Annotated in this window: 16 protein-coding genes and 1 tRNA gene; 15 read left to right on the top strand and 2 right to left on the bottom strand. The window is 46.1% G+C overall.

From position 1 onward, the window contains the following. Positions 1-136 precede the first annotated feature (136 nt). Positions 137-4,384 (bottom strand): acyl-CoA dehydratase activase-related protein, encoded by a 4,248-nt coding sequence (locus tag AC4OGX_RS21510; protein WP_493332937.1) that lies wholly within the window; start codon positions 4,382-4,384, stop codon positions 137-139. 287 nt (positions 4,385-4,671) lie between these two features. Between AC4OGX_RS21510 and AC4OGX_RS21505 the strand changes: the two genes are divergently transcribed. From AC4OGX_RS21505 to AC4OGX_RS21455, 11 genes are all read left to right on the top strand, one after another. After that, on the top strand, positions 4,672-5,499 hold the full coding sequence (locus AC4OGX_RS21505) for a DUF1751 domain-containing protein (RefSeq protein WP_493332936.1): 828 nt from the start codon (positions 4,672-4,674) through the stop codon (positions 5,497-5,499). A 67-nt stretch (positions 5,500-5,566) separates the two neighbouring features. Further along, positions 5,567-7,003 (top strand): pyruvate kinase, encoded by a 1,437-nt coding sequence (gene pyk / locus AC4OGX_RS21500; protein WP_493332934.1) that lies wholly within the window; start codon positions 5,567-5,569, stop codon positions 7,001-7,003. A 67-nt stretch (positions 7,004-7,070) separates the two neighbouring features. Next, positions 7,071-8,345 carry a diaminopimelate decarboxylase gene (locus AC4OGX_RS21495; protein WP_493332932.1) on the top strand — a complete coding sequence of 425 codons (1,275 nt, stop codon included), beginning with the start codon at positions 7,071-7,073 and terminating at the stop codon, positions 8,343-8,345. An 85-nt stretch (positions 8,346-8,430) separates the two neighbouring features. Continuing rightward, positions 8,431-8,513, top strand: a tRNA-Leu gene (locus tag AC4OGX_RS21490). 183 nt (positions 8,514-8,696) lie between these two features. Continuing rightward, positions 8,697-9,410, top strand: a complete 714-nt coding sequence (locus AC4OGX_RS21485) for a hypothetical protein (protein WP_493332931.1) — start codon at positions 8,697-8,699, stop codon at positions 9,408-9,410. Between the two features lie 92 nt (positions 9,411-9,502). Then, positions 9,503-10,756: a glycosyltransferase family 4 protein gene (locus tag AC4OGX_RS21480; protein ID WP_493332930.1), complete on the top strand. Its 1,254-nt coding sequence runs from the start codon at positions 9,503-9,505 to the stop codon at positions 10,754-10,756. Between the two features lie 112 nt (positions 10,757-10,868). After that, entirely contained in the window at positions 10,869-11,570 is a 702-nt protein-coding gene (locus AC4OGX_RS21475) for a PHP domain-containing protein (protein WP_493332929.1), read from the top strand. Positions 11,571-11,702: 132 nt separating this feature from the next. Further along, complete coding sequence (locus tag AC4OGX_RS21470; RefSeq protein ID WP_493332928.1) at positions 11,703-12,134, top strand: hypothetical protein; 432 nt, start codon at positions 11,703-11,705, stop codon at positions 12,132-12,134. Positions 12,135-12,155: 21 nt separating this feature from the next. Next, positions 12,156-12,425 carry a DUF1905 domain-containing protein gene (locus AC4OGX_RS21465; protein WP_493332927.1) on the top strand — a complete coding sequence of 90 codons (270 nt, stop codon included), beginning with the start codon at positions 12,156-12,158 and terminating at the stop codon, positions 12,423-12,425. Positions 12,426-12,583: 158 nt separating this feature from the next. Next, complete coding sequence (locus tag AC4OGX_RS21460) at positions 12,584-12,850, top strand: autorepressor SdpR family transcription factor (RefSeq protein ID WP_493332925.1); 267 nt, start codon at positions 12,584-12,586, stop codon at positions 12,848-12,850. Position 12,851: 1 nt separating this feature from the next. Further along, positions 12,852-13,499 carry an SdpI family protein gene (locus AC4OGX_RS21455; RefSeq protein WP_493332923.1) on the top strand — a complete coding sequence of 216 codons (648 nt, stop codon included), beginning with the start codon at positions 12,852-12,854 and terminating at the stop codon, positions 13,497-13,499. Here AC4OGX_RS21455 and AC4OGX_RS21450 read toward each other — a convergent pair. Continuing rightward, a complete protein-coding gene (locus tag AC4OGX_RS21450; protein ID WP_493332922.1) occupies positions 13,474-14,100 on the bottom strand; it encodes an HAD family hydrolase in 627 nt (208 codons plus the stop codon). The two genes, AC4OGX_RS21455 and AC4OGX_RS21450, sit on opposite strands and share 26 nt — an antisense overlap. A gap of 153 nt (positions 14,101-14,253) precedes the next feature. On the opposite strand from AC4OGX_RS21450, the gene polA reads away from it, so the two are divergent. The 4 genes from polA to AC4OGX_RS21430 are packed head-to-tail and all read left to right on the top strand — an operon-like array spanning position 14,254 to position 18,539. After that, the gene (gene polA / locus AC4OGX_RS21445) at positions 14,254-16,869 is read left to right on the top strand and encodes a DNA polymerase I (protein WP_493332921.1); all 2,616 of its coding nucleotides are present in this window, start codon (positions 14,254-14,256) and stop codon (positions 16,867-16,869) included. A 1-nt stretch (position 16,870) separates the two neighbouring features. Further along, positions 16,871-17,452 carry a dephospho-CoA kinase gene (coaE, locus tag AC4OGX_RS21440; protein WP_493333064.1) on the top strand — a complete coding sequence of 194 codons (582 nt, stop codon included), beginning with the start codon at positions 16,871-16,873 and terminating at the stop codon, positions 17,450-17,452. Then, positions 17,449-18,246 carry an MBL fold metallo-hydrolase gene (locus tag AC4OGX_RS21435; RefSeq protein WP_493332920.1) on the top strand — a complete coding sequence of 266 codons (798 nt, stop codon included), beginning with the start codon at positions 17,449-17,451 and terminating at the stop codon, positions 18,244-18,246. Before coaE ends, AC4OGX_RS21435 begins: the two co-directional genes overlap by 4 nt. A 20-nt stretch (positions 18,247-18,266) precedes the next feature. Then, complete coding sequence (locus AC4OGX_RS21430; protein WP_493332919.1) at positions 18,267-18,539, top strand: ACT domain-containing protein; 273 nt, start codon at positions 18,267-18,269, stop codon at positions 18,537-18,539. Positions 18,540-18,543: the final 4 nt, after the last annotated feature.

Below are 18,543 nucleotides of genomic sequence, written 5' to 3'. Positions count from 1 at the left end.
TATTAGAGCCGGATTTTACGGATGGATTTTGATTTCAGTATCAGATCCCGATGAGAGTCAAGCGTGTTTGCACAGGCAGACACGGTGAATCTTTCGTCGTTTCGTAAAATCCGGCTCTTGTTTTAAAAAGCGTTCTCTAACCTTCTGCCTCCAGGTTCTTATTTGCGGTGGACAGCATCAGTTTAATCCTGTTCAGCTGATTTACTTCGCTGGCTCCCGGATCGAAGTCGATCGCTACCACATTAGACTGTGGATATCTGCGTCTCAGCTCCTTGATGACACCTTTTCCTACCACATGGTTGGGCAGGCAGGCAAACGGCTGTGTGCAGACGATATTGCCGGCTCCGCTGTGGATCAGCTCCAGCATTTCCCCGGTCAAAAACCAGCCTTCTCCGGTCTGGTTACCGATGGAAACGATCTCGGAAGCCATCTTTGCCAGATCTTCAATGTGTGCAGGCGGATCAAAATGTCTGCTCTTCTCAAATTCCCTGGTTGCCGGCGAACGGAACCATTCCAGTGCCTTAATGCCCAGATTCCCCAGCGCGGCCTTGGATTTTTTGAATCCCAGGTGGGAAACCTTGAAATTCTGGTTGTAGAAACAGTAGAGCAAAAAGTCAAGCAGATCCGGCACAACAGCCTCTGCCCCTTCGCTTTCCAACAAATCGACCAGATGATTGTTTGCTGCCGGAAGGAATTTGACGAGGATCTCGCCTACCACGCCGACGCGCGGCTTCTTGATGTCCACAGTCTCGATCGTATCAAAATCGTGGATGATATCCCTGCATAATTTTTTGAATTTACGTCTGGAGGGATATCCGCTGGAAACGAAGCCCTTGCAGACCCCGACCCATTTCCTGTGGATGGCATCGGTCGTTCCCGGTACTTTTTCATAGGGGCGCATCCGGTAGACACATTTCATAAAAATGTCTCCGATAGCGGCCGCGTAAACCCCGCGCAGTGCCAGTGCAGGTGTGATCTTAAATCCCGGATTCCCCTCCAGCCCGCTTAAGTTAATAGAGATGACCGGAATATGGGAGTAGCCAGCCTTTTTCAATGCGCGGCGGATGAAGCCGATATAATTGGAAGCACGGCAGCCTCCACCGGTCTGGCTGATGATGACGGCCAGCCTGTCAGTATCATATTTTCCTGATAAGATCGCATCCATGATCTGTCCTACGACCATCAGAGACGGGTAGCAGGCATCGTTATTTACATATTTTAAGCCCACATCCACGGCCTGCTTGTTATCATTAGGCAGTACCTCCACCTTGTAGCCGGAAGCCTGGAAAGCAGGCTCTAAAAGCTCAAAATGCATAGGAGACATCTGAGGGCAGAGAATGGTATGGGTCTTGCGCATCTCCTTTGTAAACGGTACCTTCTCGATGGAGGACGGCTGGATCTCCCTCCTGGATTCTCTCTGCTCTCTGACGCGGATGGCTGCGAGCAGAGATCGTACCCGGATCCTGGCAGCGCCTAAGTTGTTTACCTCATCGATCTTTAAAGAGGTATATATCTTATCCGAACGATTCAGAATCTCGGCAACCTGATCTGTGGTTACCGCGTCCAGACCGCATCCGAAGGAGTTCAGCTGGATCAGATCCAGGTTTTCCTTTGTTTTTACATAATTGGCTGCTGCATAGAGACGGGAATGGTACATCCACTGATCCATTACATTGAGCGGGCGCTCCACAGCATGCAGGTGGGACACGGAGTCCTCTGTCAACACGGCGATATTATAAGAGTTGACCAGTTCCGGCAGACCATGGTTTACCTCAGGGTCGATGTGATATGGGCGGCCTGCAAGCACGATTCCGCGATTTCCTGTCTCATCCAGAAATTTGATGGTTTCTTCACCCTTGCGGCGCATATCCTCACGGCAGGCAGCAAGTTCATTCCATGCTTCATGAACAGCCTTGTGAATCTCATCTCCAGGAATGGAGAATTTTCCTGCAAATTCTTCTGTCAACCGGCTGGAGAGTGTCTCCTCGTTTTTAAAAGAGAGGAACGGGTGGATAAAGTCCACCTCCCCATGCACGATCGGGTCCATATTATTTTTAATATTCTCCGGATAGGAGGTGACGATCGGGCAGTTATAGTGATTATTGGCATCCTCAAATTCATTCCGCTCATAAGGAATAGAAGGATAAAAAATGTGGGAAACTCCCTGATCGATCAGCCACTGCACATGTCCGTGGGCAAGCTTTGCCGGGTAACACTCGGATTCACTTGGAATAGAATCGATCCCCAGTTCGTAGATCTTCCTGGTGGAAGCAGGGGATAACACTACGCGGAAACCAAGCTTGGTGAAAAATGTGAACCAGAACGGGTAGTTTTCATACATGTTCAATACACGGGGGATTCCGATCGTCCCACGTTTTGCAGCCTCCTCTTCCAGTGGAGTATAGTCAAAATAACGCTGCATTTTATACTCGAACAGGTTTGGAAGCTTATTGACGGATTTCTCCTTGCCAAGTCCCCGTTCACAGCGGTTTCCTGTGATAAACTTACGGCCGCCGCTGAAGTGGCTGATGGTCAGACGGCAGTTGTTAGTGCAGCCTTTACATTTGGTCATTGTTGTCTTATATTCCAATGCTTCGATCTCATCGATCGGAAGCATAGTCGTACCTTCACACTCTGTATATCGTTCGCGGGCGATCAGAGCGGCTCCAAAAGCTCCCATGATCCCGGCGATATCCGGACGGATTGCCTCACAGCCTGCGATCTTCTCGAAACTGCGCAGAACAGCGTTGTTGTAGAAGGTTCCGCCCTGCACAACGATGTGATTGCCAAGCTCGGTTGCATCGGATACCTTGATGACCTTGAACAGCGCATTTTTAATGACAGAGTAGGCAAGCCCTGCCGAAATATCGGCAACCTCAGCCCCCTCCTTCTGTGCCTGTTTCACCTTGGAATTCATAAATACAGTACAGCGGGTTCCCAGGTCGATGGGATTTTTGGCATACAAAGCCTCCTGGGCAAAATCTTCTACAGAGTAGTTCAGAGATTTTGCAAAGGTCTCGATGAAAGAACCGCAGCCGGAGGAGCAGGCCTCGTTCAGCTGTACACTGTCAACGGTCTGGTTTTTGATCTTGATACATTTCATATCCTGCCCGCCGATATCCAGGATACAGTCTACATCCGGTTCAAAGAAGGATGCTGCATAATAGTGAGAAACAGTTTCAACCTCGCCCTCATCTAAGAGTAGTGCAGCCTTGATCAGTGCCTCGCCATAACCCGTCGAGCAGGAATGCACGATCTCGACATCATCCGGCAGCTGGCTGTAAATATCCTTGATGGCCCGGATAGTCGTTCCCAGAGGATCTCCCTCATTATTATTGTAGAAAGAATATAAAAGGGTTCCGTCTTCCCCGACTAAGGCCGCTTTTGTTGTGGTAGATCCGGCATCGATGCCAAGAAAGGCCTTTCCGTGATATGCAGCCAGATCCCTCACAGGAACCTGATGCTTTGCATGACGTTCGATAAACGCATTATACTCTCCGGTGGTGGCAAAAAGCGGCTCCATGCGGTCTACCTCGAATTCCATCTTGATCTTTCCTGCAAGACGCTCCTGTAATTCGATCAGTGCCACATTGACATCTTTTTTCGAATTCAGGGCAGAGCCGATCGCTGCGAATAGATGAGAGTGGTGCGGAGCGATCGTGTGCTCGTCATCCAGCTTTAGAGTACGCACAAATGCAGCGCGCAGCTCGGATAGGAAATGGAGCGGTCCTCCCAAAAATGCCACATGTCCGCGGATCGGCTTTCCGCATGCGAGTCCGCTGATGGTCTGGTTTACTACGGCCTGAAAAATAGAAGCGGACAGGTCCTCTTTGGAAGCCCCCTCATTGATCAGCGGCTGGATATCCGATTTTGCAAACACGCCGCAGCGTGCTGCAATAGAATAAAGTGCTTTATAATTCTTGGCATAGTCATTCAATCCCGAGGCATCTGTCTGTAAAAGGGATGCCATCTGGTCGATAAAGGAACCTGTACCGCCGGCACAGACCCCGTTCATGCGCTGTTCCACATTTCCGCCTTCAAAATAAATAATCTTTGCATCTTCACCGCCAAGCTCGATCGCAACGTCTGTCTGTGGTGCATAATCCTGTAGTGCCGTGGATACGGCGATGACTTCCTGTACGAACGGGACGCCCAGATGCTTTGCCAGGGTCAGCCCTCCGGAACCAGTGATGACTGGGGAGACACGGATCGGTCCCAGTTTGTAGACCGCTCTTCCGAGCAGATCGGACAGTGTTTCCTGTATATTGGCAAAATGCCGTTCATAGTCGGAAAAAAGTACTTCGTTATCACCATTTAGAATTGCAATCTTGACAGTGGTAGAGCCAATGTCAATTCCTAAGGTATGTAATTCGTTTAAGCTCATAATATTTTCCTCATCCTCTAGAGTCTGCTTAAGGCACACTCTTACTATTTTATGTCTGTTACTTCTTATTAAATGTGTTCCATATTTTTACAACAATTTACATTATACGACAGTAATGAAAAAAACACAATTGGCATTATTATGCAGTATGGAGTAATATTTCCATAAACTTTATAAAATTTAACAAAATCGTCACATGAAAGGATAACATATATTTGACAAACAAAGGGGGGAAATGTACAATTACTTCATGAATGAGAAAATAAATGATAAGGAGAACGTGGTCATTGAATTGGTTGAATAAGTTAGAAAGAAAATTTGGACGTTATGCGATTCATAATCTCACGATGTATTTATTAGGCGGATATGTGATCGGGTATGGGATCTATTACCTGATGCCGAATCTGCTTAACTGGCTCACCCTGGAGCCCGGCATGATCTTGAGGGGACAGGTCTGGCGGATCGTATCCTGGGTGCTGATACCGCCGAGCGGCAGGTTTCTGACAATTGTTATTATGATGCTGCTGTACTATTCCCTGGGAAATGCACTGGAGCGTACATGGGGCGCATTTAGGTATAATGTTTATATCTTTTCGGGAATTTTGTTTACCGTGATCGGTGCGTTTATCCTGTATGCGATCACAGGCGGGCTGGTTGGACTGGGAATCTTTTTCAGCACATATTATATTAATATGTCGATCTTCCTGGCTTTTGCAGCAAGCTACCCGGATATGGAGCTGATGTTATATTTCATCCTTCCGATCAAGATCAAATGGATGGCACTTGTATATGCGGTGATGATACTGTATACGATGGTAAAGGGAAATATTGCGGTCAGAGTTGCTATTATGGCCTCTCTTTTAAATTTCGTGATTTTCTTTTTCTCGAGCCGGAATATGAAGCCTTATACACCGAAGGAGCGTGCACGCAAGACAAAGTTCAAGCAGCAGTCCAGACCGCATATGGCTTATCCTGGCGGAGCAAGGCACAGATGTGCGGTGTGCGGGCGTACGGAGCTGGATGATCCGACACTGGAATTTCGATTCTGCTCAAAATGTAACGGCAATTATGAATACTGTCAGGAGCATCTTTTTACACATCAGCATGTGAAGTAGAAAGAGCCAAAAGGCAGGATCCAGATAGATAAATGACAAAACAGTAAGGCAAAAAAGGAGATATGATATGAAAAAGACAAAAGTAGTTTGTACTATGGGACCAAACACAAATGACAGAGAGCTGATGCGTAAGCTGATCCAGAATGGGATGGATATTGCACGTTTCAACTTTTCACACGGCGATCACGAAGAGCATAAAAGCAGGATGGACATGTTGAAGCAGTTAAGAGAGGAGGAGCGCTCTAACACAGCGATACTTCTGGATACAAAGGGACCTGAGATCCGTACAGGTTTACTAAAGGATGGCAAAAAGGTACATTTGGTAACAGGGGATACATTTACTCTGACGATCGATGAGATCGAGGGAGACGATAAGAAGGTATCCATCACCTATGAAGGTCTGGTGGATGATGTGGATAAAGGCAAGCTGATCCTGATCGATGACGGTTTGATCGGCCTGGAGGTGGTCAGCAAGACAGACAGAGACATTATCTGTACTGTTGTGAACGGCGGTGAATTGGGAGAACGCAAAGGTGTGAATGTGCCGAACGTGCCTGTCAGACTTCCGGCGATCACAGATAAGGATAAAGAGGACATCAAGTTCGGAGTGGAGCAGGATGTAGACTTTATTGCGGCATCCTTCGTAAGAAATGCAGAGTGTGTTTTGGAGATCAAGGCGTATCTGAGGGAGCTGAATGCACCGTATATCCCGATCATCGCAAAGATCGAGAATGCGGAGGGGATCCAGAATATAGATGAGATCATCCGTGCGGCTGACGGAATCATGGTAGCCCGCGGCGACTTAGGAGTGGAGATTCCGGCAGAGGAGGTTCCATATCTTCAGAAAATGATGATCCAGAAATGTAACAATAATTTCAAGACTGTTATCACGGCGACACAGATGCTGGATTCCATGATCCGTAACCCGCGTCCGACCCGGGCAGAGGTGACTGATGTAGCCAATGCGGTTTATGACGGGACCGATGCGGTAATGCTTTCCGGTGAGACTGCACAGGGAAAATATCCGGTAGAAGCCCTGCAGATGATGGTGCACATCATTGAAAATACAGAGCAGCACCTGGATTATGATATCATGCTGGAAAAGGCCGGGGAGCACTTAAAGACAGGGGTATCCAGCGCGATCGGATATTCTTCTGTGCTGGCAGCATCCAACCTGAATGCAAAATGTATCATTACGCCGTCTGTGTCAGGTGCGACTGCAAGGGTAGTTTCAAACTTAAAACCGAAACAGGAGATTCTCGGGGTGACCCCAAATGAGAGAACTTTGAGAAGAATGTCCATCTACTGGGGAGTAAGACCGCTGAAATCTCTGGAGTTTGATACCACAGAGGATATCTGCAACGGTGCGATTGAGCTTGCACTTGTGAAGCAGTATATCGAAGTGGGCGACGTGGTCGTGCTGACAGCAGGAATCCCTTCTCCAAGTGTGAAGAAAGAAAAGAGCGGCGTAAGCAATATGATGAGAATTGCCACGATCGAGTAGCCTTTGGACAAAAGCTGGTTTGATAGAACCGTGTTTTATAAACAGAATTACGTGAAGGGGAAAAGAGATGAAGAAACAACCATTTGTGACAAAAGAACAGATAGATGAGATCGTGAAGGAATTCCCAACCCCTTTCCATCTCTATGACGAGAAAGGAATACGGGAGAATGTAAAGGCACTGAAGGAGGCATTTTCCTGGAATCCCGGATATAAAGAGTACTTTGCGGTGAAGGCAACGCCGAATCCGTATTTGATTGATATTTTGAAAGAATATGACTGTGGATGTGACTGTTCTTCTTATACAGAGCTGATGCTGTCCGATGCAGTCGGGATCAGAGGGGAAGATATCATGTTTTCCTCCAACGATACACCGCCGGAAGAATATGTGCTGGCAGACCGGCTGGGTGCGATCATCAATCTTGATGATATTACCCATATTGATTTCCTGGAGGAAACGATCGGACACATCCCGGAAACGATCAGCTGCCGTTATAATCCAGGCGGACTGTTCAAGATCAGTAATGATATTATGGACAATCCGGGGGACTCCAAGTATGGAATGACCACACAGCAGATCGAAGAGGCGTTTCAGATTTTAAAGAGCAAAGGGGCAAAGGAATTCGGTATTCATGCCTTTTTAGCAAGCAATACGGTGACCAATGACTACTATCCGATGCTGGCAAAGGTGCTGTTTGAGCAGGCAGTACGCCTTCAGAAGGCGACAGGAGTGCATATCAAGTTCATCAATCTCTCAGGAGGGATCGGCATCCCTTATACACCGGACCAGGAGCCCAATGATATCCGGGTGATCGGAGACGGCGTGCGCAGAGTGTATGAAGAGGTGCTGGTGCCGGCAGGGATGGGCGATGTCGCTATCTATACCGAGCTTGGCCGTTATATGATGGCGCCGTATGGCTGTCTTGTGACAAAGGCGATCCATGAAAAGCATACTCATAAAGAGTATATCGGTGTGGATGCCTGCGCCGTAAATCTGATGCGTCCTGCTATGTATGGGGCTTATCATCATATTACGGTGATGGGAAAGGAAGACTGGCCGTGTGACCATCAGTATGATGTGACAGGCTCCCTGTGTGAGAATAATGATAAGTTTGCCATCGACAGAATGCTCCCTAAGATCGAGATGGGAGACTATCTTGTGATCCATGACACAGGCGCACATGGTTTCTCTATGGGATATAATTACAATGGAAAATTAAAGTCGGCAGAGGTACTGCTGAAAGAGGACGGTACAGCACAGCTGATCCGCCGTGCAGAGACCCCGGCAGATTATTTTGCAACCTTTGACTGCTTTGAGATTGGAAAAAAACTGCTTCAGAAATAAAAAAAGTATTGCAAAATACTACAGGATATGATAAGATAAATCTCGGCTTGAGGAACAGATAAACGTCTGGTTCAAAGGCCGATGAGCGGATGTGGCGGAATGGCAGACGCACAAGACTCAAAATCTTGCGGGGGTGACCTCGTGTGGGTTCAAGTCCCACCATCCGCAGTAATTGTACATAACCCGGGCGTTCACTTAAAGGTGGGGCGCCCGGGTTTGTGTTTTATTGGGATAAAACAGATTACATAGCCAGGGCATGGTCGGTTCATAACCGTTGAGGATTTCGGCATAGGATTTTTGGCGGATCCTGAAGTCTAAGGATTTGCAATAAGAGCAGGTTAAGGTGATAATATGCGAGAAAAAGTATCTAAAGCAATATGGTACATTTTATCTTTTACATGTTTCTTTATAGGTATTTACCTATTATTTTTTAAAGGAGCGATATTGGCATCCATGACAGTTGGGATAGGAATGGGGCTTTCCAGCCCATTTTTGTATGACTTGATTATGAAAAAGTATAGTATAGAGGAATCTGGATTTTACTGGTATATGTTACGAATGCTCTTAACTCTCACGGGCGCCTTTTTGGCACTACTTGTAGCCTTGCCTATTTATCAATTGGTAAATAGGAATGGGATTTTTCAAAAGGCAGAGATGGAAAATTACAAATCAATATTAAAAATAGTGATGTTTATTATATATTTGGCAGTACTATTTTTGAATAGAGAAGTTAAGCGGTTTCACAAGTATATTATATTTGGAATGTTTTATTTATTATGTGTTAATCTTACCTTTTTTTCAGATTCTATAAATTTGATGATTGTAAGAAGTATGAATAAACTACTATTCGATGGTTTAGGTATAAAAGAGTTTGAATTTATAATTGATGGGTTTTTAGTACCTATAAAAGAAGCCATACTCACTTATATTATCTTTGATACAGTTCTAGAAAAAAAGCAGGATCAAGAACAAAAGTTTAATAAACAGCGGCAGACTACATATGAGGTGAATGTTATAGATCACAAAGGGGAATTAGGAAAGGACTATTATATAACAATAAGATGATGTTGGGGTCAAAAGTCAGTTTGGTACAACAATTTTAACATAACAGAGGTGTTCTGCTATTTGCTGAATATAATAAGTGATGGAGCAGTAAGATGAGATTATTAAGTATAACAGCCCAGAAGCCGGACAGCACCGGGAGCGGAGTATATCTGACGGAGCTGGTGAAGGGCTTTCAAAGGTTAAATATTGAGCAGGCAGTAGTCGCTGGTATAAGCCGGGATGGTACGGTCTGTCTGCCAGAAGGAGTGCAGGTGTTTCCGGTCTGTTTTGAGACGGGTGACCTGCCTTTTCCGGTTGTGGGGATGTCAGATGAAATGCCGTATAAAAGTACGAGATATTCGGACATGACACAGCAGATGACAAGGCAGTTTAAGACGGCCTTTGCTAAACGGATACAGGAGGCAGTACGCGAATTTATGCCGGATATCATTCTGTGCCATCATCTGTATTTTCTTGCGGCGATGGTGAGGGAGATGTTTCCTGATATCCCCGTATATGGGATTTCGCATGGATCGGACCTGAGACAGATCAAGAAAAATGAATGGCAGCGGGATTATATCAGCCAATGGATTCCTAGGCTGGACGGGATTTTCGCATTGCATGAAGAGCAGAAGGAGGAAATCTGCAGGCTCTATCAATGTACCAGGGAGCGGGTCCGGGTGATCGGAACAGGCTATAACAGCGATATATTCTATATAGATGATTCTTGTGCAAGTGATTCCTATACAAATGGTGCTTACATAAATGATACATGCACAGATGAGCGGGTAAAAGAAAAACTGAATTTGATCTTTGCCGGAAAGATATCGGAGAAGAAGGGGGTAAGAAGCCTGATCCGTTCGATGAAATATCTGGAAGAACGGGGAACCAAGGTGCGCTTGATGCTTGTGGGCGGGGCAGGGAATGAGAGGGAGTACCAAGCTATCTGTGAGGAAGCCCAAAACTGTCCGGCAGAGGTTGTATTTACCGGGAAATTGTCCCAGGAAGAGCTTGCATTTCGGATGAACCAAAGCGATGTGTTTGTATTGCCGTCTTTTTATGAGGGTCTGCCGCTGGTCGTGGTGGAGGCGATGGCATGCGGACTGCGGGTGGTCTGCACAGACCTGCCGGGGATCAAAAGCTGGCTGGATGCGAATATTCCAAATCATGGAGCCGTGTTCGTAGAGCCTCCGGTTATGGTGAATGAGGATGAGCCGATCGAGTCGGCCCTGCCCCTGTTTGAGAGACGTCTTGCATCGGCCATAGAAGAGGCAGGGAAAGCAGGCCTTCCACAGAGGGGGGCAGTGGAACGTATCTCATGGAGCAGTCTGTGTAAACGGCTTATAGAAAGCATGGATGATAGATAAAATCGATAAGTAGACCTATTTATATAAAATACTAATTAGCAAATATGCAGACTTTCATGCTAAAATTCTTTTAAGTGATGGGATTTAAAAAGATATCAGGGAGGTTTGCAGGATGCTGATAGACATGCATATGCACGAGATGCGGTACTCAGGTGACAGTTTTTTAAAGCTTGAGCAGATGGTAGAACTGGCAAGACAGCGTGGGCTTGACGGAATATGCATTACGGACCATGACAGCATGGGTTTGAAAAGTTTTGCGCAGGAATATGCCGAAAGGACTGGATTTCCGATTTTTGTAGGGATCGAGTATTTTTCATTGCAGGGCGATATCGTAGCTTTTGGGATAGAAGATTTTCCGAAAGAGAGGATCCCGGCACAGGAATTCATTTCTCATGTGCAAAGTCAGGGCGGCATGTGCTTTTGTGCCCATCCGTTTCGGAATAATAACAGAGGATTGGAAGAAAAGCTGCATGATATGCGCGGACTGGATGGAGTGGAGGTCCTCAATGGAAGCACTCTTTTTGAGGCCAACAAGAAAGCGGCCGAGCATGCGAAGGAATTGGGACTTGCAATGCTTGGTTCCAGTGATTGTCATGTCCCGGAAAAGCTTGGTATTTATGCAACCTATTTTCAGCGGGAGCTAAGCTCTGTGGAGGAACTCATCCAGGCGGTGAAAAATCATGAATGTATGCCGGCGTACTACAAGGAAGGCAGCTATTACTTATGGGATACAAAGAACAGAATCGATGCGCCTTTTACAATCCAGAAAAAAATTTGGAACAAGCCGTTGTGTATGGGAGTTGGGCCTTTTTGAATGCATAATACGCAATTTTCCATATCAAAATTACAGGATACTAAGCGGTGGGACAAAAGATGCTTATCTTTGTGGGGAGTAAGGCTCCGCAGAAAGTCGCAAAAAGATTTAATTTAATCGAAAGAGGAAGCTATGGATATAATAACAATTGATCATATTTTGGCAGGTAGTTTTTTCTTGTCTCAGGTATCTGAATATATGATAGAAAAATTGCAGTGCAGTGTAAAAAATTACAAACTGCAGGATTTTCGTTCGGATGATCTTGAATATCAGTTTATTGAAATGCTAGAAGATTCCTTGCAGGATACTTTTTCAGAATATGATGATAAGGTGGTTTCTGAGAAATTTAGTCTGTCCTTAAAGAATATAAAACGATTAGCAAAAGTTACAAGTCTAAAGGAGATCTTAGAAATATTGATCGAACAACCTGTAGATGATGACTTATTACATTTGTGGTATAACAATGTTAGAAAAGAGATTACGAAACCAAATAGGGAGTGGCTGGATGTAGTCGAGCGCTATGAAAGGGATGTACTTGTTTTGCGTACCGCCAGTATGATATAAAGATAGAAAGGATCTCCTAAAATGAATGAAAAACAATATGAATTTGATGCCGTATTAAAAAAGGTGCCGGATATCGACGGTGCCTATGTGGATTTCCCCTTTGATGTCCGTGAGGAGTTCGGCAGGGGCCGGGTGAAGGTACACGCCGAGTTCGACGGCGTGGAATATGATGGGAGCCTGGTGCGGATGAAGACTCCGAATCATATCATCGGGGTCAGAAAGGATATCAGGCAGAAGATCGGAAAACAGCCGGGAGATCTGATCCATGTTACGATCCGGGAGCGGGAGTAAATAGAGCATTGATAGTATAGGAACCAATCGGCAGCAGGTATTTAGAAAATTTTCTAAATACCTGTTGCTTTTTGGTTTGCAGTATGGTATAAAGTAATTAGAAAGTTTTCTAAATAGGTTTTACTACAGGTTTTCAGGACAGAAAAGAGGGATGTAAAATGAGCTTTGCCGAGACCTTTAAAGCGTTATCAGATCCTGTCCGGCGGGAGATCCTGGTACTTTTGAAGGATAAGACTATGTCAGCAGGTGAGATCGGCAGTCATTTTGATATGACGGGGGCAACGATCTCCTACCATCTGAATGTGTTAAAGAAGGCGGATCTGGTATGGGAGACGAAAGTGAAGAATTTTGTTTATTACGAATTGAATACATCTGTAGTGGAAGAGATTATGTTGTGGCTGTCTGAATTGAAAGGAGATAAGTGAGATGAAAGAGGAAAGCAAGTATAGGAAATATAAAGGTCAGATTATTTTGACGACGATCATCACGATTCTTCCTATGGTGGTGGGAATCCTTCTCTGGAACAGGATGCCGGATCAGGTAGTGGTCCACTGGGGGAATGATAATCAGCCGAATGGCTGGGCAAGCAAAGGATTTGCAGTGTTTGGAATTCCATTTTTGCTTGGCGTCGTACAGTTCTTATGTGTGATAGTGACATTGAACGACCCGAAGAAGCAGAACATCAGTGCCAAGATGCTGAAAGTAGTTTTCTGGCTGATCCCTGTCGTCTCCTGGGTCTGCTGCGGCATGACTTATATATGGGCGGCAGGCATTCCCGTTAATGTCGGGATGCTTGCCGGCCTGGCAGTAGGTATTGTCTTTATTGTGATGGGCAACTACATGCCCAAGAGCAGGCAGAGCTATACGGTCGGCATCAAGCTCCCCTGGACCCTTAATAATGCCGAGAACTGGAACCGGACAGTACGGTTTACGGGGAAACTGTGGATCGTGGCAGGCTTCTTATTCATTATAGAAGGCTTCGTGCAGTTAAACGGTGTCATACCTGTAGTGATTGCCCTAGTGATTGTCATACCTGCGGCATATTCCTTTATTCTTTATCAAAAAGGGGTATAAGCTCACGGATCGAGTGGATCACATTGGGCGCATCCGGCACCTCACCGAACCCATACGCTGCGAAGATAAACGGGATCCCGGCCTCTGTGCAGGCGCGGGAATCCCCCAGCGTATCCCCTACATAGACCACGTCTTTAAGATGATTTCGTTCCATTAATTTCAGGATCGTCTGTCCTTTCGAGGTATGCGTCTCTCCAAAGCACAGGTGATCCTGAATGTATTCACCAATACCTGTCGTCTTCAGCAAGACTTCGATATAACCACACTGACAGTTGCTTACGATGTAAAGAGGGACTTTTTTAGAGAGCGTATGCAGAGTTTCTTTTACACCATCATATAAAATTCCTGGTTTCGTTTCCAATAATTGATTCTCATATTCAAAGCACAGATCCCCCAGACGGTTCTGCTCCTCAAAAGACAGTTCCGGGAAAAGTGCCTCATAGATCTCATTCATCGGCAGACCGAACAGGTTCTTTAATGTAGCACCGTCAATTCTGATCTCCAGGTCAGAATGTTCTGAAATAGCCTGATTCCAGGACTCTGCCACAGTATCTGTTGAGTTCCATAATGTTCCGTCGATATCAAAAATAATTCCATCCATGATCATATACTCCTTGAGTTTCTTTTTATGATAACATAAAAAGAGCCTTTTAAAAAGAAAGATTTTAGTGTATACTCTATTATGATAATCAAGCAGTTACTATATTTATCTGACTGTAAATAGTAACAATTAGTCAAGTCATGGAGAATGAAAATGAGAGAAAAGATTGTATTGATAGATGGTCATAGTATTTTAAACAGGGCGTTCTATGGTGTCCCGGATCTGACGAATTCGGAAGGACTTCATACGAACGCTATTTATGGGTTTTTAAATATCATGTTCAAGATTCTGGATGAGGAGAAGCCCGAGTATCTGACCGTGACATTCGATGTACATGCCCCCACATTCCGGCATGAGATGTATGCGGAGTATAAGGGGACAAGAAAGCCGATGGCTGAGGAATTAAGGCAGCAGGTTCCTGTGATCAAGGAAGTTCTTCGTGCGATGGACATTGAGATCATCGAGAAGGCAGGACTGGAGGCAGACGACCTTTTAGGAACCATATCCAGGACCTGTGAGGAACGAGGACTTGATGTTTCTATCATTTCCGGTGACCGGGATACTCTGCAGCTCGCCACAGAGCATGTGAAGATTCGGATCCCGAAGACGAAGCAGGGCAGGACAGAGGTGGAGGATTATTATGCCGCCGATGTAAAGGAGAGATACGGTGTTACGCCGATCGAATTTATAGATGTAAAGGCACTGATGGGAGATGCCTCAGACAATATTCCGGGCGTTCCGGGAGTAGGAGAGAAGACAGCGACGAAGATCATCACCGAATACGGTTCCATTGAGAATGCCTACGCCCATGCGGCAGAGATCAAGCCGCCGAGAGCGAGCAAGAATCTCCAGGAATACTGGGATCAGGCATGTATGAGCAAGACGCTTGCCACCATCGATACCCATGCAGAGATTGAGTTTCAATTAGAGGATGCAAGACATGGAAATCCCTATACAAAGGAGGCCCATGATTATTTCCAAAGGCTGCAGTTCAAAAATCTTTTGAGCCGTTTCGATGTGGAGACCTCTGTCAATGATGTGGAATCCTCTTTCAAAGAGGTTACCGATAAAAAGGAAGTGGAACGGATCTTTGAGGAGGCGGCAAAGGCCGGGGCTGTCGGCGCTGCACTCACAGAAGACAATGGGAACGTACTGCCGCTGTTTGCACATCCATCCGGCTATGGCAGGCTGACGATCGCTTATGGAAAGGATCAGGTCTGGTCGATCGTGTGCAGTCCTGAGGTGGAGATGGACTACTTGTTTGGCAGACTCTCAGAACTGGCAGAGAAGACCGAGACCTTTGCCATGTTTGATCTAAAGAAGTATCTTCCGGTCCTTACGGTTACAAAGCAGGAGCATTGTTTTGACGTGACGGTAGCCGCATACCTGCTGAATCCTCTGAAAAGTGATTATGATTATGAGGATGTGGCGAGAGAGCAGCTGAATCTGATGATCGATGAGAAGGCGGAGCCGATGACGAAGGCCTGCTATGAAGCGTATACAGCCTATGCGGCATCCGGGATTTTGAGAGAAAAGATGCAGGCACAGGGAATGTATCATCTCTTTACAGATATTGAGATGCCGCTTGTATTTACCTTATTTGATATGGAACAGGCAGGCATCCAGGTGGAGGCGGAAGCCTTGAAGTTCTATGGAGAACAGCTGGGCGGACGCATTGTGGAACTGGAGAAAGAGATTTATGAGGAAGCCGGAGAGACCTTCAATATCAATTCCCCGAAGCAGCTGGGAGTCGTTCTGTTTGACCATATGCAGCTTCCGAACGGAAAGAAGACGAAGACCGGATATTCTACGGCAGCAGATGTTCTGGATAAGCTGGCACCGGATTACCCGGTGGTGGCTAAGATCCTGGAGTACAGGCAGTTATCCAAGCTGAAATCCACCTATGCCGACGGGCTGGCGGTCTATATCGGGCCGGATGGCAGGATCCACGGGAAGTTTAACCAGACCATCACAGCGACGGGACGGATCAGCAGCACAGAGCCCAATCTGCAGAACATCCCGGTACGCATGGAGCTGGGACGTCTTATCAGGAAAGTATTTGTGCCGAAGGAAGGCTGCGTCTTTATCGATGCGGATTATTCTCAGATCGAGCTGAGGATTCTGGCACACTGCTCGGGCGACGAGCAGCTGATTCAGGCATATAAAGAGGCAAGGGATATCCACCGAATGACGGCATCACAGGTGTTCCACACCCCATTTGACGAAGTGACCGATCTGCAGCGCAGGAATGCGAAGGCTGTCAATTTTGGGATCGTATACGGGATCAGCTCCTTTGGACTGAGTCAGGACTTAAGTATCACGAGGAAAGAGGCTGCCCAGTATATTGAAAATTATTTCGAAACGTATCCGGGGATCAAGCGTTTTCTGGATGATACGGTGGCACATGCTAAGGAGGAGGGTTATGTTGTGACTCTGTTCGGCAGAAGGAGGCCTGTGCCTGAGTTAAAGTCCAGTAACTTTATGCAGCGTAACTTTGGGGAGCGTGTAGCGATGAATGCTCCGATCCAGGGCTCTGCGGCGGATATTATGAAGATCGCCATGATCGGTGTAAACCGGGAATTGAAGGAAAAAGGGCTGAAATCAAAGCTGATCCTCCAGGTGCACGATGAGCTTTTGATCGAGGCATACGAGGAAGAAGTAGAGAAGGTAAAGGAAATCTTAAAACGCCAGATGGAAGAGGCAGCAGACCTGGATGTGCCGCTGATCGTGGACATGCATACAGGTGAGAACTGGTATGAGGCAAAATAGAATGAAGGTATTGGGAATTACAGGAGGCGTGGGTTCCGGGAAAAGTGAGGTCCTGCGTTATCTGGAAAAGGAATATGGTGCCGTTGTCTGCCAGCTTGATGAAGTAGCCAAAGAACTTCAGAAGCAGGGCGGGGCCTGTTATCAGCAGATTCTCGATCATTTTGGGACAGAAATCCTCGGAGAAGACCGGGAATTGGACAGACAAAAGCTGGCCATGATCGTGTTCCAGGATGAGAAAAAGAGACAAGTCCTCAATGAAATAGTGCATCCCCAGGTCAAGTGCTGGGTAGAGCAGGATATAAAAGAAAAGAAAGAGCAGAAGGTGCCGCTTTATGTTATTGAAGCGGCTCTTCTGCCGGAAGCAGGGTATGAGCAGATCTGCCAGGAAATGTGGTATATTTATGCCCGTGAGGAGGTCAGGAGGAGACGGCTTGAGGAATCCAGAGGCTATACGGACGAAAAAATCAGCCGGATGATCGCATCCCAGTCTTCAGAAGAAGTATTTAGAAAAACATGTCAGACCGTGATAGATAACAGTGGTTCGTTTGAAGAGACAAAGAAACAAATAGGAGAAAATATATGAGATTATGCAGCATTGCGAGCGGCAGCAGCGGAAACTGCATCTATGTAGGCAGTGAGCGCACACACCTGCTCGTAGATACAGGAATCAGTAAAAAGAAGATCGATGCAGGATTAAAAGAACTGGATGTAAAGGGGGAAGAGCTGAACGGGATTCTGATCACCCATGAGCATTCTGACCATATCCAGGGGCTGGGAGTGTTCAGCCGGAAATATGAGGTTCCCATCTATGCCACGCCAGGAACGATCGAAGGCATTAAAAACTATGGGCCTCTGGGGAAAATGCCGGAAGGGCTTTTAAATCCGATCCATATAGATGAAAGCTTTACCTTGGGCGACATTACGATCGACCCCTTTCGGATCTCCCATGATGCAAAGGAACCCTCCGGTTACCGTATGAACTGTATGGATAAGTCTGTGGCAGTGGCTACAGACCTGGGAATTTATGATGATTATATTGTTGAAAAGCTCCAGAAGTTAGACGCTGTGCTCCTGGAAGCAAACCATGATATACATATGCTTGAGGTCGGTTCCTACCCATATTATTTAAAGCGCAGAGTCATGGGAGATAAAGGGCATTTATCAAACGAATTGTCAGGACGGCTTCTTTGTGATATACTACATGATAATTTGAAGCACATCGTGCTTGGCCATCTCAGCAAGGAAAACAATTATGCGAAGCTTGCTTATGAGACAGTGAAGCTGGAAGTAACTCTTGGCGACAATGACTATAAAGGAGAAGACCTTAATATGGCTGTCGCAAACCGGGATGTGATTTCAGAGATAATTACCGTTTAGATACTTAGGAGGAAGAGAGAATGAAGAAATGTATTGTAACAGTGTTGGGAAAAGACACCGTAGGGATCACCGCAAAAGTATGTACCTATCTGGCTGAACATAACATCAATATTCTGGACATTTCACAGACCATCATTCAGGGGTATTTTAACATGATGATGATCGTGGATGTGACAAGCCTGGAAAAAGATTTTAAACTGGTATGTGATGAGATGGAAGCACTTGGTGAAAAGATCGGAGTAAATATCCGCTGCCAGAGAGAAGAAATCTTCGAGAAGATGCACCGGCTGTAAGACG

This window comes from Faecalicatena sp. (genome assembly GCF_058819085.1).
The sequence above is the reverse complement of the archived record's forward strand: the minus strand, read 5'-3'. Positions and strand labels throughout refer to the sequence as shown.

Excerpts from the sequence above, each read along its gene's own strand:
- polA (WP_493332921.1), top strand. The coding sequence starts at position 14,254 with ATGAGAGAAAAGATTGTATTGATAGATGGTCATAGTATTTTAAACAGG.
- AC4OGX_RS21430 (WP_493332919.1), top strand. The coding sequence starts at position 18,267 with ATGAAGAAATGTATTGTAACAGTGTTGGGAAAAGACACCGTAGGGATC.
- AC4OGX_RS21480 (WP_493332930.1), top strand. The coding sequence starts at position 9,503 with ATGAGATTATTAAGTATAACAGCCCAGAAGCCGGACAGCACCGGGAGC.
- pyk (WP_493332934.1), top strand. The coding sequence starts at position 5,567 with ATGAAAAAGACAAAAGTAGTTTGTACTATGGGACCAAACACAAATGAC.
- AC4OGX_RS21495 (WP_493332932.1), top strand. The coding sequence starts at position 7,071 with ATGAAGAAACAACCATTTGTGACAAAAGAACAGATAGATGAGATCGTG.
- AC4OGX_RS21460 (WP_493332925.1), top strand. The coding sequence starts at position 12,584 with ATGAGCTTTGCCGAGACCTTTAAAGCGTTATCAGATCCTGTCCGGCGG.
- AC4OGX_RS21470 (WP_493332928.1), top strand. The coding sequence starts at position 11,703 with ATGGATATAATAACAATTGATCATATTTTGGCAGGTAGTTTTTTCTTG.
- AC4OGX_RS21455 (WP_493332923.1), top strand. The coding sequence starts at position 12,852 with ATGAAAGAGGAAAGCAAGTATAGGAAATATAAAGGTCAGATTATTTTG.
- AC4OGX_RS21475 (WP_493332929.1), top strand. The coding sequence starts at position 10,869 with ATGCTGATAGACATGCATATGCACGAGATGCGGTACTCAGGTGACAGT.
- AC4OGX_RS21450 (WP_493332922.1), bottom strand. The coding sequence starts at position 14,100 with ATGGATGGAATTATTTTTGATATCGACGGAACATTATGGAACTCAACA.
- AC4OGX_RS21465 (WP_493332927.1), top strand. The coding sequence starts at position 12,156 with ATGAATGAAAAACAATATGAATTTGATGCCGTATTAAAAAAGGTGCCG.
- coaE (WP_493333064.1), top strand. The coding sequence starts at position 16,871 with ATGAAGGTATTGGGAATTACAGGAGGCGTGGGTTCCGGGAAAAGTGAG.
- AC4OGX_RS21485 (WP_493332931.1), top strand. The coding sequence starts at position 8,697 with ATGCGAGAAAAAGTATCTAAAGCAATATGGTACATTTTATCTTTTACA.
- AC4OGX_RS21510 (WP_493332937.1), bottom strand. The coding sequence starts at position 4,384 with ATGAGCTTAAACGAATTACATACCTTAGGAATTGACATTGGCTCTACC.
- AC4OGX_RS21435 (WP_493332920.1), top strand. The coding sequence starts at position 17,449 with ATGAGATTATGCAGCATTGCGAGCGGCAGCAGCGGAAACTGCATCTAT.